The organism is Lacipirellula limnantheis (genome assembly GCF_007746075.1).
Lineage (GTDB): Bacteria > Planctomycetota > Planctomycetia > Pirellulales > Lacipirellulaceae > Lacipirellula > Lacipirellula limnantheis.
This window is the reverse complement of the sequence record NZ_CP036339.1, coordinates 164,783-189,160: the sequence shown is the minus strand read 5'-3', so window position 1 is coordinate 189,160 and position 24,378 is coordinate 164,783. Positions and strand designations below refer to the sequence as shown.

The 24,378-nt window shown below is 56.0% G+C and carries 21 protein-coding genes and 1 pseudogene; 14 read left to right on the top strand and 8 right to left on the bottom strand.

Annotated features, from left to right (window positions below):
• Positions 1-180: 180 nt before the first annotated feature.
• Complete coding sequence (locus tag I41_RS00730) at positions 181-2,919, bottom strand: tetratricopeptide repeat protein (RefSeq protein WP_168206585.1); 2,739 nt, start codon at positions 2,917-2,919, stop codon at positions 181-183.
• A 534-nt stretch (positions 2,920-3,453) separates the two neighbouring features.
• Here I41_RS00730 and I41_RS00725 point away from each other — a divergent pair.
• The 3 genes from I41_RS00725 to I41_RS00715 are packed head-to-tail and all read left to right on the top strand — an operon-like array spanning position 3,454 to position 6,987.
• On the top strand, positions 3,454-4,032 hold the full coding sequence (locus I41_RS00725) for an ECF-type sigma factor (RefSeq protein ID WP_145430012.1): 579 nt from the start codon (positions 3,454-3,456) through the stop codon (positions 4,030-4,032).
• A 25-nt stretch (positions 4,033-4,057) separates the two neighbouring features.
• Complete coding sequence (locus I41_RS00720; protein WP_145430010.1) at positions 4,058-6,655, top strand: serine/threonine protein kinase; 2,598 nt, start codon at positions 4,058-4,060, stop codon at positions 6,653-6,655.
• Between the two features lie 59 nt (positions 6,656-6,714).
• The gene (locus I41_RS00715) at positions 6,715-6,987 is read left to right on the top strand and encodes a hypothetical protein (protein ID WP_145430008.1); all 273 of its coding nucleotides are present in this window, start codon (positions 6,715-6,717) and stop codon (positions 6,985-6,987) included.
• A 112-nt stretch (positions 6,988-7,099) separates the two neighbouring features.
• Here the strand turns inward: I41_RS00715 and istA are convergent, their stop codons facing one another.
• The 3 genes from istA to I41_RS00700 all read right to left on the bottom strand — a co-directional run bounded on the left by istA (position 7,100) and on the right by I41_RS00700 (position 8,735).
• Entirely contained in the window at positions 7,100-7,855 is a 756-nt protein-coding gene (istA, locus tag I41_RS00710; protein WP_168206584.1) for an IS21 family transposase, read from the bottom strand.
• A 222-nt stretch (positions 7,856-8,077) separates the two neighbouring features.
• The gene (locus I41_RS00705; protein ID WP_145430005.1) at positions 8,078-8,374 is read right to left on the bottom strand and encodes an IS3 family transposase; all 297 of its coding nucleotides are present in this window, start codon (positions 8,372-8,374) and stop codon (positions 8,078-8,080) included.
• A gap of 70 nt (positions 8,375-8,444) precedes the next feature.
• Positions 8,445-8,735 carry a transposase gene (locus tag I41_RS00700; protein WP_168206583.1) on the bottom strand — a complete coding sequence of 97 codons (291 nt, stop codon included), beginning with the start codon at positions 8,733-8,735 and terminating at the stop codon, positions 8,445-8,447.
• 49 nt (positions 8,736-8,784) lie between these two features.
• Here I41_RS00700 and I41_RS00695 point away from each other — a divergent pair, with 49 nt between their 5' ends.
• The 6 genes from I41_RS00695 (at position 8,785) to I41_RS00670 (ending at position 16,329) form a co-directional block, all read left to right on the top strand.
• Complete coding sequence (locus I41_RS00695) at positions 8,785-9,336, top strand: transposase (RefSeq protein WP_145430002.1); 552 nt, start codon at positions 8,785-8,787, stop codon at positions 9,334-9,336.
• Between the two features lie 748 nt (positions 9,337-10,084).
• Positions 10,085-10,741, top strand: a complete 657-nt coding sequence (locus I41_RS00690) for a hypothetical protein (RefSeq protein WP_145430000.1) — start codon at positions 10,085-10,087, stop codon at positions 10,739-10,741.
• 380 nt (positions 10,742-11,121) lie between these two features.
• Positions 11,122-13,374 carry a hypothetical protein gene (locus I41_RS00685; protein ID WP_145429998.1) on the top strand — a complete coding sequence of 751 codons (2,253 nt, stop codon included), beginning with the start codon at positions 11,122-11,124 and terminating at the stop codon, positions 13,372-13,374.
• A gap of 422 nt (positions 13,375-13,796) precedes the next feature.
• Positions 13,797-14,387 (top strand): toxin-antitoxin system YwqK family antitoxin, encoded by a 591-nt coding sequence (locus I41_RS00680; protein ID WP_145429996.1) that lies wholly within the window; start codon positions 13,797-13,799, stop codon positions 14,385-14,387.
• Between the two features lie 164 nt (positions 14,388-14,551).
• On the top strand, positions 14,552-15,235 hold the full coding sequence (locus tag I41_RS00675) for an alpha/beta hydrolase (protein ID WP_145429994.1): 684 nt from the start codon (positions 14,552-14,554) through the stop codon (positions 15,233-15,235).
• 167 nt (positions 15,236-15,402) lie between these two features.
• The gene (locus I41_RS00670; protein WP_145429992.1) at positions 15,403-16,329 is read left to right on the top strand and encodes an ADP-ribosylglycohydrolase family protein; all 927 of its coding nucleotides are present in this window, start codon (positions 15,403-15,405) and stop codon (positions 16,327-16,329) included.
• Between the two features lie 355 nt (positions 16,330-16,684).
• Here the strand turns inward: I41_RS00670 and I41_RS00665 are convergent, their stop codons facing one another.
• Together I41_RS00665 and I41_RS00660 are read right to left on the bottom strand one after the other, a co-directional pair.
• Complete coding sequence (locus I41_RS00665) at positions 16,685-17,185, bottom strand: transposase (protein WP_145429990.1); 501 nt, start codon at positions 17,183-17,185, stop codon at positions 16,685-16,687.
• A gap of 411 nt (positions 17,186-17,596) precedes the next feature.
• A complete protein-coding gene (locus tag I41_RS00660) occupies positions 17,597-17,806 on the bottom strand; it encodes a hypothetical protein (RefSeq protein ID WP_246133770.1) in 210 nt (69 codons plus the stop codon).
• Between the two features lie 506 nt (positions 17,807-18,312).
• On the opposite strand from I41_RS00660, the gene I41_RS00655 reads away from it, so the two are divergent.
• Together I41_RS00655 and I41_RS28205 are read left to right on the top strand one after the other, a co-directional pair.
• The gene (locus tag I41_RS00655) at positions 18,313-18,759 is read left to right on the top strand and encodes an NADAR family protein (RefSeq protein WP_145429988.1); all 447 of its coding nucleotides are present in this window, start codon (positions 18,313-18,315) and stop codon (positions 18,757-18,759) included.
• Positions 18,760-18,780: 21 nt separating this feature from the next.
• A pseudogene (locus I41_RS28205) lies at positions 18,781-18,957 on the top strand (IS256 family transposase); the annotation flags it as partial.
• Positions 18,958-19,250: 293 nt separating this feature from the next.
• Here the strand turns inward: I41_RS28205 and I41_RS00645 are convergent.
• A protein-coding gene (locus I41_RS00645; RefSeq protein WP_391524823.1) for an IS3 family transposase occupies positions 19,251-20,440 on the bottom strand; the annotation gives its coding sequence in 2 pieces (ribosomal slippage) (positions 19,251-20,179 and positions 20,179-20,440; 1,191 coding nt in all).
• A gap of 45 nt (positions 20,441-20,485) precedes the next feature.
• Here I41_RS00645 and I41_RS00640 point away from each other — a divergent pair.
• From I41_RS00640 to I41_RS00630, 3 genes are all read left to right on the top strand, one after another.
• Positions 20,486-20,881, top strand: a complete 396-nt coding sequence (locus I41_RS00640; RefSeq protein ID WP_145429986.1) for an ATP-binding protein — start codon at positions 20,486-20,488, stop codon at positions 20,879-20,881.
• A gap of 427 nt (positions 20,882-21,308) precedes the next feature.
• Positions 21,309-21,560: a hypothetical protein gene (locus I41_RS00635; protein ID WP_145429984.1), complete on the top strand. Its 252-nt coding sequence runs from the start codon at positions 21,309-21,311 to the stop codon at positions 21,558-21,560.
• A 266-nt stretch (positions 21,561-21,826) separates the two neighbouring features.
• The gene (locus I41_RS00630) at positions 21,827-23,125 is read left to right on the top strand and encodes a PIN domain-containing protein (protein ID WP_145429982.1); all 1,299 of its coding nucleotides are present in this window, start codon (positions 21,827-21,829) and stop codon (positions 23,123-23,125) included.
• Here I41_RS00630 and I41_RS00625 read toward each other — a convergent pair.
• Positions 23,058-23,837, bottom strand: a complete 780-nt coding sequence (locus I41_RS00625; protein ID WP_145429980.1) for a DUF2971 domain-containing protein — start codon at positions 23,835-23,837, stop codon at positions 23,058-23,060. The genes I41_RS00630 and I41_RS00625 overlap by 68 nt on opposite strands.
• Between the last annotated feature and the right edge of the window lie 541 nt (positions 23,838-24,378).

The window sequence follows — 24,378 nt, the reverse complement described above, 5'->3', positions numbered from 1 at the left end:
CGTGCCGCCATCCGCATGGGAGGCGCACCAGGCCGCAGAGAAGTAAGCGTCCAAGGCGGCTTGGCGAGCTTCTGGCAACTCCTCTTGACTAGCTAAGCCATCCGCGAACAGTTCAGCAACCTCTGCTAACCATTTGCCAAGCGATTTTGCTACGCTCAGGGGAATTTGATGGATGCCATTCTAGGACTGCTTATGTTGTTCACCGTAGGCGATCGCCCGCCGACGCTGAGCCGGCGGTAGCGACGGCTTGGTTCCTTGCAGCGCTTGCTTGAAGCAGTCCACCGCCTCGTCGATTTTCCCTTGACTGTCCTTCATGCGCCCCCGATAGTACCAGGTCCGACCACTCCGCGGATTCACCTCCAGCGAGGCTGCAAACACGGTTTCGGCCTCGTCAAACCGACCGGAGGCCGCCAATGCAAAACCGAGCCCGCTGCGAGCAGTCGCCAGCGACTCGACTAAGTTTGCTTCGCTGGTCAGCGCCACAGCCCGGTGCAGGTCTGCCAAAGCGAGGTCGAGCTCTCCGATCTCAGCGTAGACGTGCCCTCGATTACTCAGAGCTGCGTACGATTCGCCCGCCAGCTCGATGAGTTCGGAGAAGACGTCGATGGCCGCTCCAAACTCCTCGAGCCGCCAGAGGGCGATGCCCTTCACATGAAACGCTTTGTGACACGCCGTACTAACGCCAATGGCTTCATCGCAACATTTGATGGCCAAGTCGTACTCGTCGCGGCGACTATGGAAATGCGCTTGTTCGGCAAGGCTGCCCGCGAGATACTGATCGGCGTGCTCTGGTAACAGACGAATGGCCGCCGCCAAATCTTCTTCCACGCGTTCGCGTTCGCCCAACTGCGTCAGGCAACATCCCCGCAAGAAAAAGGCCGCCGCCAATTCAGAATTCAAGCGAATCGATTCATCGCAGTCGCTTAAGCCTCGGTCAAACTCCTCCAGTTGAAACCACGCTTGGGCGCGTTGCACGAACAGGAAAGGGTCGTGAGGTTGCAGCGCAATCGCCGTCGTCAGATCGTCGGCCGCCCGCTGGTGCTGCTGACAGGCGAAAAGCAGGGCCGCACGTTGAATAAGCGCCTCAGCAAATTCGGGTCGGATTCGAACGGCCTCATCAAAATCGTCGAGGGCTGCTTGATGCCGTCCCAATTGCGCACGGCATCTCCCGCGCACGATCCAACCCGAGAGGTTTGTGGGCTCCAGATTGAGACATTCGGTAAAGAGTTCGCAAGCCGCTTCCCAATCGCCCAGCGACTGCTTGATTTTTCCCAGCCAGTAAGGCGGCCCGGCTTCCTGAGGAGCCATCACTTTCGCGCGACGCAGCTCCTCTTCAGCCCTCTCAAACTCCCCGATGCTCGCCAGCGATTGACCACGAAGTTGGTGGGCTTGCCAAAAGTTATCTTTGAGCGCAATCGCGTCATCAAGTTCGCGGATCGCTGATTCGAACTCACCCTGGTCGGCGTGCAGGACAGCCCGACGAAGAAAGATGTTAGGCCATTCGACCCCAGCGGCCACGGCGAAGCCGAGATCTTCGAAAGCTTTCTCTGGCTCGTTCGTCGCCGCATGCACCAACCCGCGCACAGCCACCGCGAACGGATGGTTGGGAAACAGCTCATCGGCCGCGGCGCAAAAGCGGAGCGCCTCTTCATGCTGTCCTTCGTGGAGTGCGATCATGGCCCGAAAAGTCAGGGCTTTGGGATCGGGCGGCCCGTAGCGCAGCAAACGTTCCACGTGCGTCACGCCCTTCAACGGCCACGCCCTCTCCGATTGACCTGGCTCCAGGTCGTAGCGGCATTGAACTCGGAGTCGCAGCGCTTCGAGATCGTACGGATTCAGTCGCAATGCCGTCTCCAGGTCGGAGACGGCGTCTTCCTCGCGATTTGGTAGGGCGAATCTAGCGCGTCCCCGTTCGGTCCAGAAGTTGGAGTCGAGTTCGGCGAGTGCGATCGCCGACGTAAACTCTTGCTCGACAGCCGGCCATGCCTCCAGCAGGCTATAGATGTGTGCTCGCGTATTGTGAGTGTGCGGATTTCGAGGGTCGATGCGTTCGGCGGCATTCACATCCGCCAGCGCTTTCTCCAAGCATTCTGATCTGATGTAGCAGTCGGCGCGCTGTAACTGGGCGAGAAATGAATGCGGCGCCAGTCGTATGCATTGCGTGAGATCCGCAATCGCTGCTTCGAATTCACTGGCGTCCATTCGCCGAAGAGCACGAGCGAACCACAGATGAGGATTATTGGGATCATTAGGCAAGATGTGCTCGATGTACGACAGGCCGCTGTCGTATGCTGCTTGAATCTCGTCAAAGCTAAGTTCGGCCGGTGCAGATTCGCGCCCCGTCGGCAGTGAGTCGGAGCTACTGCCACGCCGGCGAGCCATCAAGTGTTTCAGTCGCGTCAGCGGCTGAGTCCACCAGCGCTCTCGCGGCAATACAGGTTCCGTCGTCCGATGAGCGATGTTTCTTTTCGCGATCAACTCTAGGGCTTCGGTCACGGTCGGCGGCAACTCCGCGAACCCGAGTGAGAAGGGCGGCGTAAAACCAAATTCACCAAAATCCGACGCCGAGTAAGCCACCATGGACCCGATGAAGACGCGGCGCACCTCTGGGAACGGCGTTTTCTCACAGCTTTTGAGCAGCAGCAGTGCGAAGTCGTCGTCGTCAACGCCGCGCAGCGTTCCGTAGAGAGTACGACGCCCATTGGGAGTGATGGCGAAATCAAGCTGGAAACAGTAGATGTCGCGTTTACCGCAGTTAGCGATCGCATTCCTTAAATCGACTTCCAATGCGCGATAATAGTCGATCAACGAATGGGGCGAGAGGCACCCCTCAATGGGCGTTAAGGTGATCGCCTCGATGCTGATGAAATATCCAAAGTCGACGGCGTTAGTCGAAGTGTTTTCAATGCAGGGCAACATAGAGAACCCAGTCAGGGATGGCGGTGGAGCGACGGTCCTGGCTTTTTGATACTGCGATAGCCCATGACGTTCCGAAGCAAACGAGCGGCCACGCATACGCTGATCATTTGAATGACGGGCAGCGGCTCCGCTCGCTGTAACGAACATCTTCGGTCAACATTATTAGAATCGAAGGAACGACGTTATTAGTGACACTGTATAGCTCAAGTTTCCTAGAAATTGCGATGTGAGAGACTTTCTTGGTAGATTGTGGGTGAAAGTCCTTTAAGCGTTGCGAGGCGGACGTCAGGGACCGCCGGGAGGCGTGCGGACGTCCTGTCGGGATTTCCCGGGCGTCGTGCCCGTAAAATGCACGCTCGTTGCCGCCCCTAGACCCCGGCCTGCCCCTTCTGCTGTTTTTTAGAACGAATAGAAACCGAGAACGAAGTCTCTAAAAAAATCAGCCCCGACAATTCCACTTGAACTGCCGGCCAAGACAACACATTAAATGCGGCGTCCCTTGCACTGCAAATAAGACCTGGAGGCGATACCTCGATGGATTCGAATTCCGAGGGTTCAGTCACAAGCTGGATCCACGCGTTGCGTAACGAAAGTGACATTGCAGCGCAAGAACTTTGGAACCGTTACTTCGCTAGAATCGTCGCCATCGCTAGTGCACGACTCGGACATCTAGCTAGAGATCGTACGGGGGAGGACGTTGCTCTGAGCGCCATGAAAAGCGTAATGCTGGGAATCCGAGGCGATCACTTTCCCGATTTGACCGATCGCAACGGACTCTGGCCATTATTGCTGACGATTACCGCTCGCAAAGTTATCGATGAGCAGCGCCGACAGCTTGCAGGGAATAAAACTCCGGATCGCGAAGAATATGCATCTAAACTTGAAGCTTACATCGGTAGCTCCCCGACTCCAGAGTTCATCCGCGAAGTTGCGGATGAACTTGAAGTTAGACTTGCGAGCCTCGGTGACTCGACATTGATAACAATTGTCCAACTGAAACTACAAGGATATACAAACGAGGAAATCGCTCGGTCACTCGGCTGCACCACACGTACTGTCATTCGCAAACTCAACAGAATCCGTGACGAGTGGAGCAACAGTCGGAACGCTTGACGAATTCTCCACTTCAGAGGTTCAGATGGATGAAGGTACCGCTACGAAAATCGCATTGGTGCTTACGCGTCAAATTGATGGTGTATGCGACGAGTTGGAACAATCAATAGTCAACAACGAAGCCCCTAGCCTCCAGAAGTTCTTGAATCGCGTAGACGCCGTCGCGCGAGATCGGCTGCTTTTAGAATTAACGCTGGTAGCCATTGAAAAGCTCAAGACTTACGGGGTTAAAGATCCCGTAAGTGATTTGGTCAAGGCCAATGACGATATAAGGGACGAATTGCTTGCAACATTCAGTAAGTACGAGACTTTGGTCGTGGGTGTGGTAGGCAGAACGGATCTAAGCACACTCGCCGCGCAACCTAAACTTGTCGCAATTGGTCCGAACAAAATACTTAAACTTGGTCATGGTGCGGTTATCGGGGACCACTACCGCATCGAGAGACCTATTGGAAGTGGAGGGATGGGCGCCGTTTATGAGGCAATCGATACTAGATGTGGCACGGCCGTTGCCATTAAACAGCGGACTACAGACGATATTCGAGCAATTTGCGCAATCCAGCGAGAGGCAAAGGTTCTCCAAAACCTTGCTCACCCGTCACTGCCTCGAGTCATCGATTTCTTCGATGATGAACGCGGGCAGTTTTTGGTAATGGAGTACATTTCTGGGCAAACGTTAGCCCATTTTGTCGATGGAAAGAATCCAACTCCCGTAGCAGTAGACCAGGCAGTCTCCTGGACAAGGCAGCTTTGCCAAGTCCTCTCTTATCTCCACTCTCATGACCCACCCACAGTTCATCGTGACGTTAAGCCCCACAATGTGATTCTTCGAGATCGCAACAGAACCGTCCTAGTAGACTTCGGTTTGGCTAAGGGTGGGGGGCACAACGCGCCACCAGGTTTACTAAATAGTCTGGCGGGGTTCACTGTGCCGTATGCTCCGCTCGAGCAATACGATGGAAGTGGGACCGATCCGCGTAGTGATCTCTATTCCCTAGGCGCTTCTCTGTATCACCTAGTAACTGCATCGCCACCAGTTTCGGCATTAGTTCGCGCGACCCACGTTCTGAGCAAGCAGCCGGACCCTTTACCTAATGCATCAGCCCTTAACTCGGATGTTCCGAGTACGCTTGATGCGATTATCGCTAGATTGATGAGCTTGGCAGCAGAAGATCGGCCAGCTGATGCGGGCCAGGTGATGTTGGCTTTGGACGAGTTCACATCAACGCATTATCACAATAAGCGCGAGTTCCTAAATAAACGGATCGGTGACTACAAACTGATTAAACCAATAGGCTTCGGCCTTGGGACATCGGCTTGGTTTGCGCACGACGTGAAGTCTGGCCGTATGGTTGCCGTCAGAGTCCTTCATAAAGACGACGAGCAGAACATTCGCAAGTGTTCTCAAGAGGCGACAATTACTTCGTTTCTTGACCATCCCAACATGCAAGTCGTCCAAAAAGTCCTGGTCACTGACGAGACTGTTTTGGTGGTGATCGACGGGTCGATCAGAGGTGAGTCGCTATCCAAGTGGAGGAAGCGAACCTATCCGTGCGAGATCGTAACGTACCTTAAACTCTGTATGAAGATTGCTGAGCTTCTGCATTACATTCACGAACGCAAGGTGATTCATCCAAACCTGATTCCAGAGAATATCCTAGTGCAGGGAAGCAGCGGTCGCCGACCAACGGATCGGCTTCACGAGCCATATTTAATGGGCTTCGGTGATGCTTCGCCGCAACCCGTGGGAACGTTGAGATATTTAGCCCCGGAACTGCTGCTAGACCCTCCCGCGAAGGCCGATCCGCGGAGCAATATTTACTCGTTGGGGCTCATAGTGTATGAACTCCTGACCGGCGAACTTCCCTTCAATGGCAACGCTCTATCGTTGATCCGGCAAGCTAAGTTCGCGAAGCCGCGCCCGCCGCAGGAACTAAATAGAAATATCTCCGATACTCTCGCCCGTATAACGCTCAAGTGTTTAGAAAAGTTACCTGAGAACCGCTACCAATCTGCCAGAGAACTGGCCAACGACTTGCAGCGAGCAATTGACGGTAAGCGCATGGTGGGGGATGGACCCACGCTCGGTGGTTTAGGTCGCTGGTTGCTGGGCGTACAGCGACGAACGAGGCTTAAAACTCATCCCTTGAGTGAGGACACGAGCTCAAGGGATACGCAGGAAGTAATTGACGAGGCTCGCGTCGCACCAGCGCTTTACGAAGCGTTGCATCGACAGTCGCTACTGAAGGGCGCCACAGTACTGTGGATCGACGGGAATCCAGAGGATACTCGGCCGCTTGCCAGCGTACTTCGCGCACTTGGCACCGTAGTCGAGGTGGTCCCGTCATTGCGAGCAGCTTACGCGCGACTTAGCGTAATAACATACGATGTCATTGTATTAAGTATTGATGCGAAAGGTGCGACTGACGCGGCAACGCACTTCTTGAGCGAAATCAGAGCCGCCGGACTTCACACGAATGTCTTGTTCTTCTTAGGGAAAACTGACGGGGGGCGAAGCCTTCCAAATGGTGCGTACGGCGCAGCTCACGATGCTGAAGGTTTACTTCAGACGATAGTGAGGTCCCTCGACCAACAGCAGCATGGTGAGTCGATAATCAGTTGACTTATTGATCTTCGCGCGGCGAACGCACCCAGTATGTCGCTATCATCGCAATAAGTGCCATGAGACCTCCAGGCAGTGCGACGGTGCTAGAAGCTCGTCGTCATCGCGCTGCGGAGAGCTTCCAGGCAGGGAAGTCTCTTCGCACGGCGGCCGACCACTTCGGCGTGAACCTGGAGCAGCGTCAAGCGTTGGAAACACGATTGTCGCGAAGGCGGCGTCGAGACGCGCCGCATCCTTGCGGAGTCAGCAAGCTCAGCGTCGAGCAGCGGGACGGCCTAGTGGGCCTCGTGGTCGCCGGGCCTCTCGCCGCGGGCTTCAAGACGGACCTGTAGAGCTGGGAGCGAATTGCGACGGTGATCCGCCGGCGGGTCGACGTGGCATACCCTCGGGGCCACCACCGGTCCACTGCCTGGCGCTCTTGGAGAAGAAGCCGGGGGGCTTTGATCATGCCAAGCCGCTCCAGGAGTGGGACTTGCCAGAGTGCTTCGCCGCGCTCCGCCGGCCGCGCGGCACGGGGACGAGGAAGTTGCGGCGGGTAAACCCGACGAGCCCTTCGACCTTCCCCTTCTCATTGGCTCGGCGCACCAGGCAGAAGTGCGCTTGGAACAGGTAATGACTTTGAAGCCGGAGGAACTCGCTCTTCAGCTGACGGCTGCGGCTGCCGGTGATCTTGGCGATCGCCACGCGGCTGTTGTCGTAGCTGATCCGCGTCGGGACGGCGCCAAAGAACTCAAACGCCCGTCGATGACCTTCTTGAAAGGCCTCGGTGCACTCTCGGCGGAACGCCTGAATGAAGACGGCGTCCGAGTAGGGGAGCGTCATCACGAACAACGCCGCCTTGATCCGCTCGCCAGCGACGTCGACCTCGGCGAAGCCGAAGTCGACTTGCGCTTCGCCGGGAGGATGGGAGAGCGGCAGGAAGACTTCTTGGCCCCCTTGCCGCCACTGGCGGACAGCTTCCTTGACGCTGGAGTAACAGCCGTCGAAGGCGTGCTCCGCAACCAGCCGGTCGAAGATCCGCTGCGCCGTGTGGCGCTGCTTCTTCGGCGCCTTCGCGTCGCTCACGAGAATCTCGGCGATCAGCGGCAGGAAGCGCTCCATCTTTGGCCGCGGCCGGGACGTGGCGCGCCGGTAGCCGGCGGCTCGACGTACGCCAGGACCTTCTGAATTGTCTCCCAGTGCAACTTGTATTCGCGACACGCTTGCCGCCAACTAAGCTCGCCAGTTAATACGCGGCGACGGATCTCAGCCCACTTCTCCATATTACGTAGCACTCCTGGCCCGCCTCGCTTCACGAGCACTCAGTAATCAGTGACGGCAACCGGCCTGCGGCCGGCTGCCACGATGATCCCAGTGTCGCAAACTCGAAACAATGCACGGTTGTGCGCTACAGAATTCGGGCGCCAGACCTCCAGCCGCGCGCTACGTTTTTGGAATGGCGGTCACATCGGGACGCAGGATCGCCACGTTTCGCAGTAAATACAGGTAAATCTTGTGCCCGACTCCTGGCCAAGTCGTGCGTCGTCTCGGATAAATCGCCTCCAAGCCCATCAGCCGCATCAATCGCCCCGCGCGCTTGCGATTGACTCCCAACACGTCTCCCATTCGCCGACTCCCATAGAACGGCGTCGCCAAATATTGCTGGTCGATCTGCCGCATCAGCGCGAGGTTCGCCGCGCTCTCGCCAACGGGTCGGTAGTACGCCGTCGATCGCGGCAACGCGAGTAACTCGCACTGCCGAGCGAGCGACAACTCCGGGTGATTCGGTTCGAGACATCCTCGCCTCCCGTCAATCGAGCTGGGCAGATTTTTTTTTCAACCACTCGACCTCCATCTTCAGCCGGCCGATCTGCTCGTAAAGCTCCTGCTCGTCCGCCACGCCGTCGTCCGGCTTCCGGCCCCGCCCGTCCTCGACCAAACTCGCCGCCCCGGCGAGAAGGTGCTTCTTCCATGCCGTCACCTGACCCGCGTGAACCTCGTAGTCGCTTGCTAATTGAGCCGTCGACTTGTCTCCCCGGCAAGCCGCCAAAGCCGCCTTCGCCTTGAACGACGCACTAAAACTCCGACGCCTCTTTGCCACGTTCTGACCTCCTGATAGGGCCCCCAGCGGGGAATCGCCTGTCCAGGTTTTGGGGTCCACTTCAGACTTCCTCCGCCGACTCCGGCGGAAGATTCGGCGTCCCTTGATCATCGTGTGGTATCGGTGGAACGTCCATCGCTCCGCCGAGAGTCGGATCGCAGGGCCCGCCTGGAAGCTGATCGAGTTCGAACGGCTGCCGGCCGACGCGCCGGAGCTCAATCCCGTCGTAGCCATGTGGAGTCACGCCAAGTACGCGAAGCTCGCGAACTACGTCCCCGACGACGCCGACGGCCTGGACGTCGCCGTTCGAGCCTCGCTCAGCGATCAGACGCGGAACATTCGACTCACACGCTCCTACTTCAAGACCGCTCGGTTAAGGATTCAAACCGGCTCTTTGGCGCTGCAACCGTCAATTGTGCAAGTGCCCGCCTTAACGATGAGAGAGAAAACGCTGCGTCCCGTCCCACGAGCGATCGACGACCGCCAAAGCGTCGACGGGTCGCTGAGCGTGAATGAAACGGCGACTAAGTGCTTCACTCCGGCAGCAGCCAGGGGTAACGCGAGGCTCCTTGGTGATGCGGGATCGGCTTCAGAAAGTTAGCGACCAGAGCCCTCTGACGCCCCGTGCCGATTGCGGCTGCGACAAAGGGGCCTGCCATCTGAAACTATAAGCGAGGGGCGTCGTGCCGCAAGCGATGGTCGCGGCGTCGCTTCTGCAGCCGGAGCGTCTTCGCCGCTTTCGCCGGCCGGCCGCCGCCACCGCAGCGGCACACGCTTGAGGGTTTGGCAGGCCAAGGACTATCGGATCAGCCAATTCTGCCTCAAGAAGACTGAAGAGTGCTTTGACTAGAGCGAGAGCATCGCCGACTTGGCGAGAATCCGGCACGTCGGGCGCTGGAAAATCGTCCAGCGGATGGAATCGCCTTCACGGCCAATACTCGGTGCGAAGGCGATACCTCGTCGTAGGGTGAAAGGAAACCCGCGCTTCAGCGAGAAGGCGAAGCCAGCTCAAGGGACGGCGATACAGCAATGATGATGCGGCAACACCCGATAATTTTGCGGATTTCTCGCCGCTGCTAGATGCTCGCAGCAACCTGGCGTTGAAGCTAACGACTTAACGTTTCAAGCCAGCCCATTTCGATCTTGGTTTTTGAGCCACGCAACTTTCCGATGTCGCGAAAGGTAAAGAAACTTCGGATTGCATGTCACCTTCGGGAGACCAATTTGCGATTTTCGTAATGTGAGCCGCAACGCGTCCACGTTTTCAGTTGCTGCGGCAGTTGGGAGTACCGCCTTGTAGATGGTAAACCCTTCCAGAATCGCGTCATTGCAAATAGGAGATTCAGCAGATGTCTCGTTACCTGTTCACTTTAGCGTTGGCATCGGTCTTTACCACGCAGGCGCAAGCTCAAGTGGTTGCCTACCACCATCACAGCACCGCAGCCGGCGACCTAATATCTGCCCAAGCGGAACTGCGATTGGCTGAAGGGGTGGCTCAATTTGAAGAGTCACGCGCTGCTCTTACATGGGAGCAATTACACAAGTGGCGTCTCGAACGGGCCCGCGCCGCCAAGCTTAAGAGACTTGAGTTGAAGATGAAGCGTATAGCCCGAACACGCGAAGCAAATTTAGCACGTCACGCTCGTTGTGCGAGACAAGTCGCCGAACGTGCTGCGATGATGTCAATTGATGTTCAAAATGGCCGGTATCTTTGGCCTGATGCATTCCGTTATCCGAGCCTCGCTCTTCTGGCATCGGAATTTGAGGAAGTAATTATGGATCGAGCAATCCATACCCCATCCCAGGCGCGCAACCATCATCACCGATTGGCGAGAATTGCTGTGCAAGCCCGGACACGCTTAGCTCGCGGCCCTAATGGAATGACGTTTGATGTGCGAGTGCAGGGAATGAAGTGCGTCGAGCTAATCGAGTATCTAGCACAGAACGACGTGACACCCGACTCATGCGCCTCATCTCACCTGCTTTCACAAACTGACCCAAAGTAAGCGATACTTTCTCACGCATAAACTTGGCAGGCTCGCATTGCGACCTCCACCAAATCGCAGCAGATGAACGGACTTAATCGCTCTAGAGCGTCCGGTCGACAGGTGATCTTGCTTTACCAAAAGGCCACGTCGCAATCGGCATGGCGTGCCCCAATTGTAAATGAACGGCCTCAGTAGGCCAGGGGAGGAAGACTCCAATGAGAAGACTTGACAGGCGATGGTGGCATCCGAGATTGTCGAAAGTGGCCATGCGAGTGGTAGATCGCAATATAACCTGCATCGACTCTTAGGCTAGCCAGAGCGACACATCGCTGTGGGGGGGCATTCGGGGGGGGCGTTAGACGAACCACTACACCGAAAATGAGGCGAAGGCATAACAAATGAACCTTACCACTAATCAACATTGGACGGGTCAGTCATTTTTGTTTCGATTGGTGACCTTCAGTATGGCCACTGTGGCCATCTCCACAGCGGGAACTGTTCGTGCGATCTGGGACGTCAGGTCGAATCAGCTCTCCGAAATCGTCTCTACCAGAGACTGGGTCGGTCAGGTCGTACGGGTGACAGACCTCATGAACTTTAAGGGCGGGGGTGGCACCGGGTCGCTTATCCAGACGCCATTCTCGACACTTCGAGGCCGGCTGGTGTTAACTGCCAGCCATGTCATTGAAGACAAGGGGGAAGGTGGAGCAATTCGCTTTACGTCGTCTGGAAGTTACCGGGCGCCAGGCTTGGGAATTTTGGCTCCTCCCGGCTTTCCGGATGTTGGATTAATGCTTCTCCCCAAAGCTATCGCCAGCACCCCTCCCGCGTTTTCCTCAAGCTATGCACCTGATGGCAATCATTGGTGGGAGCATTGGGACATCACCCAGCCAAACTTCACCATCCTTGGAGGAATGGGAACAGAAACGATTCGCGAGGGCACCGCCAACTGGGCAGGAAAGATGGACAATGACAACAATTTCGTCCTGGAATGGGGTCCTCATGAAGCCCGAGGAGGGGACTCCGGAGGCCCTACTCTTTATAGAGGTGAAATACTCGCGATCCATTGGCAAAGCCCATCGAACGGGACAGTCTTCAACGAGACCCGGGTGGACTCGAACGTCCCCTATTTTAATTGGATTCAGGGAAACTTCATCAACAGCAACACGGGGTCCACCAGTTGGCAGCCGAGGGAGCCGGGGTCAGGCTGGACTGGCGGCGTCTTTCAGTCGCATCACGTTATTGATATGCGGACTAACGCGTCAAAAGTCTGGACCTTTTACGATCAGGCGTCCTTCCCAGCTATCCAGAGAGTCAATGGACTACTGACCAACACTGGGACGACCCTTCACCTTTCCGTTTCTTATCCGATGCAGGTCCCAGACAGGATGCCAGCTTCTCCGGAAAATTTACCTCTTGTTGCGCAGGTGGATGCCGCAGGAGTTCTAAACGCCGGCACAATTCATGTTGAAGGCGGTGCGTTTGTAACATCTAAGTTGGACAATTTACGCGACTTCGACCTAGGGACCGACCGTAATGAAGAAGGAGAACTTCCCGCTTATTTGCGTGTCGCCAAAGACCTATTCAACGAAGGCTCGATAAGAGTTGGAGCGATCCAGGACTTCGGCTCAAGCCTGCTCAGAGTCGATGGCGGCAAATTTCAGAATGTTGGCGCCATCTTCGTCGGCAACAAGAGCGCAATTCGCATGGGATCGGGTGTTGTGCTCGAGGTTGGCAAGCAAAAGCAGACAAGCCTGGCGATCCTGGACAACAATGGAGTCATCTATGGGGATGTCGCTATCCACAGTGGCGGTACGCTTCGGGGAATCGGCGGTACGATTACTGGAACGACTCGTTTTGGCAGCGGCGCGAAAATAGAACTGGGAGACCAGCGGGGAATTGGCGTTTGCCAGCTCAGCGGCGACGTCAGACTAGAAGGAAAAACTGTACTTGAACTTGGGGTTAATGATGTAAACGGGACAGCGGGAGGATTGACCGGATGGGGTTTCCTGTCAGTCGCTGGGACCTTATCGCTTGATTTTTCTTCAGCAGCCAAGGTCACGCTAGCTGTTAAGTCATCGACATTGTCTGGTTCGGACGGTCCGCCCGCTAATTTTTATGCAAACCAGGCATTTGACTTGCCGTTCGTTTCGTCCGCGGGCGGAATCTCTGGGTTCTCGCCGTCAAACTTCGAAATTGACTTAGCCGGCTTTGGCTCCTCACTTGATGGTGGTCGGTTCGTAGTGCGACAGCTTGAGAATAGTTTGGCGCTTAGTTTTCTGCCTAATGGAGGCACTAACGGCTTACTTGGTGACTACGATGGCAACGACGCTGTTGATGGAGCGGATTTTCTGACGTGGCAGCGGACGCAAGGCTCAACCACAAATCTGACTGCCGACGGAGATCGGAATGGCGTAGTGGATTCAGCTGATCTCGCAGTTTGGAAGAACCGGTATGCTACACCGCCACTAAGTTCCGCCATTTCCGAACCGGTCTCCGGGCATCTTCTAATTGGTGCGGTAGTCGCTATTGTCATCTCTAGGCGACGCGTGCTTTGGGCACGTTGTGCGAGACTCCCTCGTTCACGAAGTCTTTTGAAGTGTTCACCCATTTCCGTATCTCGCGGTGCGTACTGTTTCATAAATGAGTGATGCCGTTTCATTGTAATTCAATGAAGGTGTATTTAAGGATGGCCAAATAGAAGCGTGGCGAACCAGTTCCCTAGTCGTACTCGACCACGTTCAGTTCCCGCACAGTTGAGTAACAGTGTTTCACGCAAATGCCGCCAAATCCGATTTTCCGGAGATTAACCATGTCGCCTTTTACGCCATTTTTCCTTGCAACCGCTTTCACTTTCAGCCTCAGTTCAGCGCTGGGTTCTGAGCCCATCGCTCCGCGCTGGCACGACTGGGCTGCTAAGGATGGAACTCAGACTCGCGGTATGCTCATGAACGTCACGGATACTCATATCATTCTCCTACTCGAAGATGCGAGCCAAGTAGCGATTGATAAAGCGAGCTTGCAACACGCAGTCCGCGCGAGTGCAGATGCATTTGCGGAGAAGATTGCACAGATGAAGATCCCACTTGAGCCGCGCCGGCTCGCTCCTGGCTTGACAATCAATCATGGTGAGGTGGCGCCTCAGCTGCCACACCTTCCGGCAATGACTTATGACGCGGAATTTCGAGACGGAGTCCCGCACGGACTGGCCCAGTCTCGCTCGCGCACGGGAAAGCTCTGCCAGGTCGAGCCCCATGCGGACGGCCAACTCCACGGCGTGAAGGTCCAGTTCTACCCGTCAGGCCAACTCTACGCTTTGATCTTCATGGACCACGGAATCCCGGTCGGCATTCATCCGCGATTCTTTCCTAGTGGATTAATCGCGACCTTCACGACATGGGAAAACGGCGAGCAGCACGGCTACTACATTGCGTATCACACGAATGGTCGCAAGAAGGATATCTACAGCCTCGTGCATGGCAAGACGCATGGCGATAGCGTTCACCTGACGGCCGATGGAACGCACTATGGCACCCAATCTTGGATGAACGGAGAGTGCACCGATAAGACCGTCCTTCGCGAAATCGACGCTCGCGAGTTCGCGGCGATGACGTCGTCCAACATCCACGAGTTCGGCCAACTTTGGGACGAGAGCGCCCCGTAGCCCTCGCCGATTGCTGTTGTTAGTGGAGTCGCCATACGAACGAGCAAGGGCCGCTCCACCACCTCGACAGAACATCCTAGTCGCTTTCCGTGCCCGCCAACCATCTGCGGTCCGAATTCACACTTTAGAAGCGTGGTGAGTTGCAGAACCATTGGACCAAGATCATGGGCGTTGCGACGTGCGGACTGAGTTCCCAGCCCAGACGGATCTTCGCATTCTGGCCATCAGCGATAGCCATAGAGAGTCCATTACCCGTACTCTATTGCACCGATGGGCAGGCCCTTCAGCATATTCTTGACACCGTTTCGCCGTCGGCCGAACCTTGGACGGCGCCTCCAGTCGCGATCATCGGCGTTGAAAGCTCAGGCGACGCTCGCGGCGAAGAGTACCTCCTGGGAGTCGATAAAAGTCGCTATCAAGCTCACGAATCATTGTTTATCGGCGACGTTCGTCAATGGACGGAAAGTCGCTTATCAATTCGCACCGGTCGACAACATTGGGGCATTTTCGGATTCTCCAACGGCGGCGCCTTCGCACTGGCTACCGGTCTTCGTCACCCTGAATTGTTCGGGTTCGTGATCGCCTTCTCGATGGCGCGTTGTCCGAAGTCGCCTGTCCGAGTTGACTCACAAGCGGGACGAGAGCTTCGCTTCTACTTGGCGGCCGGAAATCTTGGAGCGGAAAGGATGTTCCGCAAGCACACCGCAAAGATTGCTCGTGAGTTAAAACGCCAGGGCAATGAGTGCAGGCATGTCGAGCGCGCAGGCGGTCACAGCCTGGAATGGTGGCAGCGTGAATTGTCTACCGCATTGTCATGGGCTCTTCCCTCAACCTCCCCTTGTCCATAGCTTGCTTTTGAAGAGACTTTAAGCGATGAGATTAGAAATCGGCGCCCGGGTGATCATTGGCAAGGCGGCACTGCGTCGGCTGAATTGCTGCGTCATCTAGTCAACGATGTTCGATTATGCTTCGCCTGATTTTTCATGTTCAGTCCTGACACCTCAGCGGGTAGACAATGTCACAGCGCGACCGATCTCGTGGCGCCTTCTTGGGCTTGGCCATTGGCGATGCGCTCGGGGCGGCCGTCGAGTTCCAGCCGCCTGGAACTTTCGAGCCGATCGCGGACTATCGCTCCGGCGGCCCGCACGACTTGGAACCAGGCGAGTGGACCGATGACACGAGCATGGCGCTCGCACTGGCTGACAGCATTGCCGAGACAGGATGGGATTTAGACGATCAAGCCACGCGATATGTCGACTGGTGGCGCCACGGAAAGTACTCCAGCAATGGCCGTGTGTTTGACGTCGGCAATGCGACGTGCGCGGCGCTCTGCCGATTTGTGGCGTCGGGCGATGCGCGAACTTCCGGCTCGCGACGAGAGCAGTTAAGCGGCAACGGGTCGATCATGCGGCTGGCGCCTGTGGCTATCCGCTATAGCTACATGTTTCCCAACGGCATCGACGATCTTGTCGAAAGGGCGGTCGAATCGAGTCTGCCGACTCATGCCAGCCCGCAGTGCATCTCCGCTTGCGCCTATCTTGGTTTGGTGTTAGCCGGCCTAATCCACGGCGAAGCCCGCGATGCGGTACTGTCGCCTCAGTGGTCGCCCCTACAAGAGTTAGAACAAGTCATGCCGCTCCATCCTGAAGTGCGGGCAGTGGCGGCTGGGAGCTATCGCTCGAAAGATTCCTCACAAATTCGTGGCTCCGGCTATGTCGTGGACTCTTTGGAGGCGGCGCTATGGGCGATTCATGACGCCGCTGATTTCGAGCAAGCGGTCTTGCGTGCGGTCAATCTCGGCGATGACGCTGATACCACAGGCGCCGTCTGCGGTCAGTTGGCGGGGGCGTGCTTCGGCGAAACAGGAATCCCAGCTCGCTGGCGCCAGACGCTGGCACGCCGAGATTTGATTGAAGAGATTCTTCATCGACTCCTTCCATAGGAATGACAGTCTGCAAGAGTCCCGTCCTTTCCGAGTGTCTCGGTGATTTGCCGCGGATAGCGATCGGTCATTCGCTTCAACACGTCCGAAAGATTGCGCAAGAGATGTCAACGATCTGCAACTTGGACTGCTTGTGGCAAAGTATTCGACCTCGTGCTGCCCCTTAAACAGTGGCACGCAGGTACTAGGTAATTGACTGTCACCGTGCATTTCATAACGGGTCTTCCTCGTTCTTGGTGAACGGTGCTTGTTGATTTTGGGCGCATACCGCGGTTCGACGTGCAGAGGTCCGACCCAGGAAACGATTGCAGCTCTTCAGATTTCGCGGACTGCGAAGAACCGAGCCACGCGTGGTTCAAGCGGCGTTGAGCACGCGAATTCGCAGTAGATCGAAGCTCGCCCGCCCGTACATCTGCCGTTTTATGAGCTTGAGGCGATTGACGTGTCCCTCGGTTGGGCCGTTGCTCCAAGACGAAGTCAACGCGTTAGCGACCGCCTGTCGGTCCCCTCGAATTCCCTGGGCGAACCGTTGCAACTCGCGAGGCGCGTCTTCGACCGCGGCGGCGATCCATTCGTCCAGATCGAGAGCGACTTCGCGCCGCAGGGCTGCGGCGAATTGCCGAGCTAACTCAATTCCTCGAGCCCAAGCGGAGCCCAAGGCGGAGACTGCAGTCACCATCTGCTCCTGGTCGGAACGTCGCCGGTCCGGGCGCTGAACGGCCAGCCAGGAGAGTTGGTCGGCCGAGCACTGCTGCGAGCATCGAGCGAGTTTAGGCGATTCGTCAGGGGGAGCCCGCCACGGCGCAACGCAGTCGCAGACTGCGTCATACGATCCCTGAAATCCCTGCCGTTTCACTTCTTCGTAAAAAATTCGCGCATTACGGATGCCGGCATCCCAGCGTTCCTTGAGATATCCCGCAAACGGCTCCGTCGAGCCACGGCAGATCGATTAATGTTCTCGCATACCAGCTATGCACGCAGCTCGAAGCGTGATTGCAGGCCGGACAACGGCCTGTCGCCGCACAGCTCTTCACGTGCAAAGTGATCTGGTTGGGGCCAATCTCGACGCCTTCGCAGCACAGCTTGTCCGGCTGCGGCAACAGAGGAGCAACTCGCACGACATCCGTCTCGACAAGAAGGCGCCGTGCGTGGCATCCGGGGATCAACTTCCTCGCTAACTTACGGTGACAGCCGCCAAATCGTTCACCAAGAGTGAGGAAGAACCCTATTCAGGCGCCGTTCACATCTTCGTTTCAATGAGTAGCCTTCAGCTGCTCAATACGATGGCGTCAGGAACACCCGCGGATCCCTTCGAGGGCTGATTCTGGAATCGAACTAGTTCAAACTCCGGCATCTCGAGCAAGGCGCCGAGCAGGCGATTCATCCGCCCTAGCGAGAGCGACTGGAGCACGGCCAGGAGAGAGGCCGTGACGCGGTTTTCGCCGGTGGAGTAACTTGAGAAGATATTAGTTGGCATGATTCGAGTTCGCCACCTGTGTACGTGAACTAAGGCGTGTCGGTAACAGTTGGGCGATGATTCATCTGTTCACGCGGTAGCCGAGAAGCTAATTTTGATTACTACCCTGGCAGCAAGCAACTATCAAACTGTGCCAATCAATTCCACAGCCACCGCATCGGAAAACTGCACGGGGCGTGGTACTTCTAGACGCCCGTCGCCTGGATTTCCCGTTGTCCTTAAATGCTACGCGAGGTTGGCCATGTCGACTTCGTCATGCTGTATCGCCAACAACGCTGGCTCATGTCTTGCGTTAAGCTGGGTAGACCGCTCTAAATAACCATTGTGTCCTTATCCGGGTGCGGGGCAGGCGAAGTTCAAGGTACCGAATTAGGGACGGACGATTGTATGAGGGCAGCGGCACCCATCGCGGTAGAGCTGGGGTTCCCTACCGTACTGCTACAGCGCTCAGATGAATGACGAACGGGCATTCGGCGAAAATCAACATCAGATAGATAGCGTCTAAAATGACAATCTCGTTCTACGTTCAAGGCGAGCCGTTCGGCGAATTCTCGAATTTCTCTGCTCACGGCGTCGAATTCGAGGGGCGTTGGTACCCGACCGTTGAGCACTACTTCCAAGCGATGAAGTTCTTGGACCAGGACTATGCCGAGACGATTCGCCGCGCAGTAAGCCCCAAGATCGCCAAGCAACTTGGCAATTCCCGTAACGTGCCGCTACGCGACGATTGGGAATCCCTCAAGATATCCGTCATGCGCGCCGCCATTCGCCAGAAAGTCGCCACACATTCCGCAGTCGCCGAGCTGCTCCTCAGTACGGGCGACGAGGAACTGATTGAGGCGGCCCCACACGACTATTTTTGGGGATGCGGCAAGACAGGCAGCGGCCAAAATTGGCTGGGGAAAGTCCTCATGGAAGTGCGCGAGGAGTTGCGGCGTCGGGTCGATTCGTGAACCGCCGAGAATGCATCTTCATTGTCGCATCGCAAGACCAAGGGGAGCGTAACCCGCCGAACCAGCCTCGCCATGATGTTCAAACTCGCCCAGTCCGCCGCCAATAAATGGCGACGACTCTCCAGCCACGAAAAGGTCACGCTCGTCCTGCAAGGACGAGTCTTCAAAGATGGAATCTTGCAGGATGCTGCCGCTTAACCAACGCGCGAAAACACGAGAATTGACAATTCCTTAAGGAGCGAGCAAGCGTCCGTGAGTGAGTGATCGTTAATGCTTTTGAGGACACCGTTTAAGACGCTTTGAGTCACTGCCTCTTAATGAGTGGATCAATGTGTGTAGGCGGGGTTGTTTTCTGCCGTCTTGTTGAAGCAACACGGCCGAAAGTAATCCTCGTGAGGACGCGGGTTCGATTCCCGCCGCCTCCACTTCTGACAATCGCTGTCAGACGAAGATTCTTGACGATGGGATGCCCCCATTTTTAGTACCACAGGTTATGAGAGTACGGGTTGGGTAAGAGGTAAACGTTCCGCAGGAAGTCGGTTGTGTTGCTGGAGCGCAGGCGCAGCCGCAGCGGAAGCAGCACAACCGGCGGCGAATTCGGCGGGGGTGCGATAACCAAGAGCACTATGGGGCCGATGGTGGTTGTAATCGCTTCGCCAATTCGCCGCGAGCGACTGGGCCGCCGTCACGCTCTCGAACACCTCGGCGTCGAGCAGTTCGCTCCGCAGGCGGCTGTGGAAGCTCTCGGCATAGCCGTTCTGCCACGGCGAGCCTGGCTCGATGTAGAGCGTCTCGACGCCTGCCGCAGCCAGGAACTGGCGAATCGCTCGGGCAATGAACTCCGGTCCGTTGTCGCTGCGGAGGCAGGTCGGCACGCCGCGAATCACGAATAAGTCGCGCAGCACGTCCAGCGCGTCGTCAGCGGTCATGCTTCGATTCACCTCCAGCGCCAGGCATTCTCGCGTGTATTCGTCGATAATCGACAGCCACTTGATCGCGTGGCCGTTCTCCGTGCGATCGAAGACGAAGTCCCAGGCCCACACATGGTCCTGGCACTCGGCCCGACGCCGCACGCAGCCGCCGGCGGCCGTGCCCAACCGCCGCTTCTTTCGCTGTTTCTTCGGCACTTGCAAGCCCTCTTGTCGCCAGAGACGATGCACCCGTTTGCGATTCACGCTCCAGCCCTCCCGCCTCAGCAGCGCCGTGATGAAGCGATAGCCGTAGCGCGGATGCTCACGCACCAACTCTAGCACTCGACCCAGTAATCGCTGTTCTTCTTCATCCGCGCGCGGAGCATAGCGCTGCGTACTCCGCGGTTGCTCCAACGTCTGGCAGGCCCGACGCTCGCTCACCCCCAGGCTCGATTGCACCTGAGCAACCGCCCTTCGGCGACGCGCCGGGCTCAGTAGTTTCCCCGAAGGGCTTCCTTCAGGATCGCCTTGTCGAGTTCCGCCTCGGCCAGCAGCTTCTTCAGCCGCTTGTTCTCCTCATCAAGTTCCTTCAGACGCTTGGCTTCTTCACTCTTCATCCCGCCGTACTGATGCCGCCAACGACTGAGCGTCTGCTCGCTGATCTCCAGCGACTGACAGACCTGGCCGACCGTCTTGCCGCCGGCGATCATCGCATCCGCCTCACGCAGCTTCTTGACGATCTGCTCCAGACTGTGCTTCTTGCCTTTCATCGAGAGTCTCCTTGCCCGCAAGGGCGCTAGGAACTCTCATAACACATGGATCAGCTTTTGGGGAGCAGGCCAACCGAACTGATCGCGCTGATGCTCGAAGCTCGGGATGACAAGCAGCTGCTCAAGTTCCGCTCGCAATTGGCCAAGCTCGATCTGGTCGTCCTCGACGAACTGGGCTACGTTCCCGCCAGTAAGGCGGGCGCCAAGCTATTGTTCGACGTCATCGGCGCGGCCTACGAGCGCCATAGTCTCGTGGTCACCACCAATCTGTCGTTCGAGCACTGGACCGAGGTCTTGGGAAGCGAGCGGCTCACCGGCGCGGCGCTCGACCGGCTCACCCATCGTTGCCATATCCTCGAAACCAAAGGCGAGAGCTATCGGCTCAAGGACGCACGCCGGCGTCGTCGATCTAACCACAAGGAGTCAACGTCAACGGCCTGACGCGGGAGGGCCTGTATCATTCCCGCACCTCAACTAGCGCTACAGTTTCGGGGCGCCGCGCGCTACGTTTTTAGAATGGCGGTCACAGAAAGCGGCACTTGTGAAATTGGGGCTGCCTATTACACAGTCCCAGGTGCCGTCGCCGTGCTCGAAGTAATACAGCTTGGGATGAAACACCCCGCTGGGGTTCATCACGAATCGCACAGCTGGATGGTCTTGAAACACTGCGATGAAATCAGGGTGAGTTTGATAGAAATGTATGCCCACAGCGAGCTGATCAATCTTGCCTTGATTCTCAGCAAGAGTCTTGCACAACGAGAAGTTATGCGACGCCCATGCGACTGCCCAACGAAGAGTCGTGCATTTGGCAGTTAGCTGCGAAAGAAGTTTCTCCGTCTCAGCTCCTGTGTGAAGAATCCGCATCTTGATGAGTTCTCTTTTTCTGCAGACCGGAAAGCCGAACGAGCCGATCGGTCCCTCTCTCGTGAGTTATCCAGCTACCAATGCACGCATCGGCACGCAGCACAATGTGGCGATGAGCTATAGTCCCCTCAACATCCTAGGCGCGTCCGAGACAATCTCAGAATGCACTCGACCGCCGGCAAAGTACCCCAAGGCGTGCGAGTGCCTGGCGAAGTACCGCGAAGAGCTATTAATTGTCAACGATTTCCTGGCCTAGCAATGGAACCACTTGCGGACGACCAATTGGATCGGGATAAACCGTCCACTGCCAGCAGATTGCGGCTACTCAACGGCTCGCAACTGCTCCTCGACGTCAGTCAGGGCATTCACTTCATCGACGGAATCGAACCACGACAAGACGCCACCTGAATTCTCCTATCGACAACTTATTGCAATACCGCCTTGACTATTTGCCATGTTCAGATTCGAGCATGCGAATAAGAAAATTGTTTGGTGTTTAGTCAGCGCACAGGAGCCCGGGCAATGGGCGTCACATTGTTTTTCGACACAATGATGTACTTACACTATCGACCCTTGAATGAGATTGATCTTTGCGCTCACTTTGGCGCCGACTCAGTGAAAATCGTGGTAGCGATGGTCACCATCGAGGAACTCGACAAGCACAAGAGCGATAACCGCGATCGAAAAAGGCAACATCGTGCGCGCGTTGCCTTAAATATGATAAAGACCCATGCGATGCAGGGCGATCCCATCCGCATCGGTGTCACGATGGAGATCTTTCGCGTTTATCCTTTCGACTATGATTCGCACAGGCTAAATGAGCATAAGAATGATGATGTGTTAGTTGCCAGTGTAATTGGATATCGTTCGGCTCACCCCGAAGAGAATGTTTTCTTGGTATCCGAGGATGTTGGCCCGCAGATTACGGCACATCTTCATCACATTCCGCAGGCCACATTAGGCGATCAATATCGATTACCAACTCAGCCCGACGAATCTGAATTAGAGCTGGCTAGGCTCCGAAAGGAGATTGCGGAGCTGAAGAACGCCATACCGAAACCCTGCGTCTACTTCAGAGATAGCGGGGTAGCCGAATCGCACAAGGTGTTCCACATCTCTACGCCTGCGCCATTCGATGAGAGTGGCGCGGAAGATAAGTTGGCAGCACTCGCAAGGCAGCACCCCGAATTTCCTAGAACCGAGGCCGTCGGATTTAACTACCTTGACCCCAGTACTGTGATTATTCCATCAGCATTCCCGGAGAAGTTTAACAGGGCGCGGAATGATTACCTGTCGAGGTATAGAGACTATTTGGTAGCGTCTCACAGCGCGGCAGTTCGGCGCACGTTGTCATTACTCGTCGAACTCCGCATCAAGAATTCTGGGAGTACTCCTGCAAGGGACTTGAGCTTAGAACTTCGGTTCCCTAAGGATTTACAGATATACACGGCCGACGCGTTTCCGTGGGGCCCGGCTGAACCAACACTGCCAAAGATTCTTGATGGCCCCGATTTAGGCCGACAGGGTTGGGAGTTAATTGCGGATTCGGTTTGCCACAATGCAGCGAGGATGGCAGCGGCTACAAGACCTACGCTAGAGATAGATGCCAATATCGCCCATTTCACCACCGCCTACCTTAAGCATGGTGAGGAAGTGGCAGTCCCCCCACTCTACGTACTCTTTGAATCCCTAGAACAAGCGCACTCATTCCACTGCGATTATGAGTTCAAAGTTGGGAATCTCCCCAAGCCGGTTAGTGGGCGTCTCCAATTGGTGGTTGAGAAGCTTGAGCGGATGGACGGGCCACGGCCGATATTGTAACGGCAGTTCCAATCTCCCGAATTTCCATGGCGAATGCGTCATGCTTCTTGAAGGCTTGATAGTATTTGACGTGAGAGTGTCCCTGCAGAACTTTCCTTATCAATGCCTTGTGTGGTATAGGCATTCGCAGCCCGAATATAATCCCAGCAATGGCGGTGGGGCGATACCAAACGAACTGCTCTTCCGTTGCTGCCTTCGCTTCCGCAACGTGTCCTATGATTCGCCATTCCTTTTCGTAACTCCATACGTCGTATTTTGCGAGTGCACTCACACGCACCATTTCCATCGTGTCCCTAAACCCCTTTGTATAGTCCGGTAATGCGGCGTAATACTCCACGGGGAAGAGAAGACTGGGAATAACCGGGTCATTTGCAAATTCGTACCTGATACAAAATCCTTTGTGACAATCGGCATAGTGGCCCCACAGCAGAATGTCGTCGCAAGGCTCTGCAAATGCGCACACTCGCACTGAAGAGTGGACATTTTCTGTCCGATACTGTCGTTCTAACTTGGCGAAAGTTGCGGTTGGATCGGCTGCCGATGATGCCTTAAGTTTGGCTATCGGGTTCACGAACTCAAACGGATCATTGAAAGACTCGATTCGCGCCAGGTACAGGCTGTCCGAAGCCAACAGCGAGAGGGTATTCGCGTCTGTACATCGGTACTTGTGTAAGTACTGAGGTGGATTGGGCGGGTAAGAATTGGATTCCATTTTCGAAACGTTACCGAGAGCTTTAGATAGATAGCCGCGTATATGCCTAAGTTCTTGAAAAGCCAGGAGTGCGGGTCAAATGACGATGGATTCTGCCCTGTGGGTCTAGCGTCGCCATCGCTCAGACGCTTGTCAGATTTCTGCGTATACTCGAATCAAAATTGATTTAGCTCGCCAGCTATTCAAGGCAGTTTTGGCAGCCTTCGCCCTGCTATCGATTACGGGACGCAGTTAACTCTGGGTGTGGTTGTCCTGAATACGAAATCCGCTGATACCATGCAGCCACTTACAGAAGACGCCTTATGCGGAGTTCAGGCATCTCCGGACAGCTACGTTGATATTTCTCCCAATTTCGACAAAGCGAATGATGGCAACAAAGACGAAGGTATCGTCACGTTCGCGACCTGACAAAAATTCGAGTATCCGATGGTAGATACGGAAGTTAGCATTGGCGTGATTAGGAACCAATAATTTCCTAAATTGGGCTCCTGATCCCCACGGCAGCCTCGAGGACCGCGCTCTGAAATGGTTCGCGGCTTGC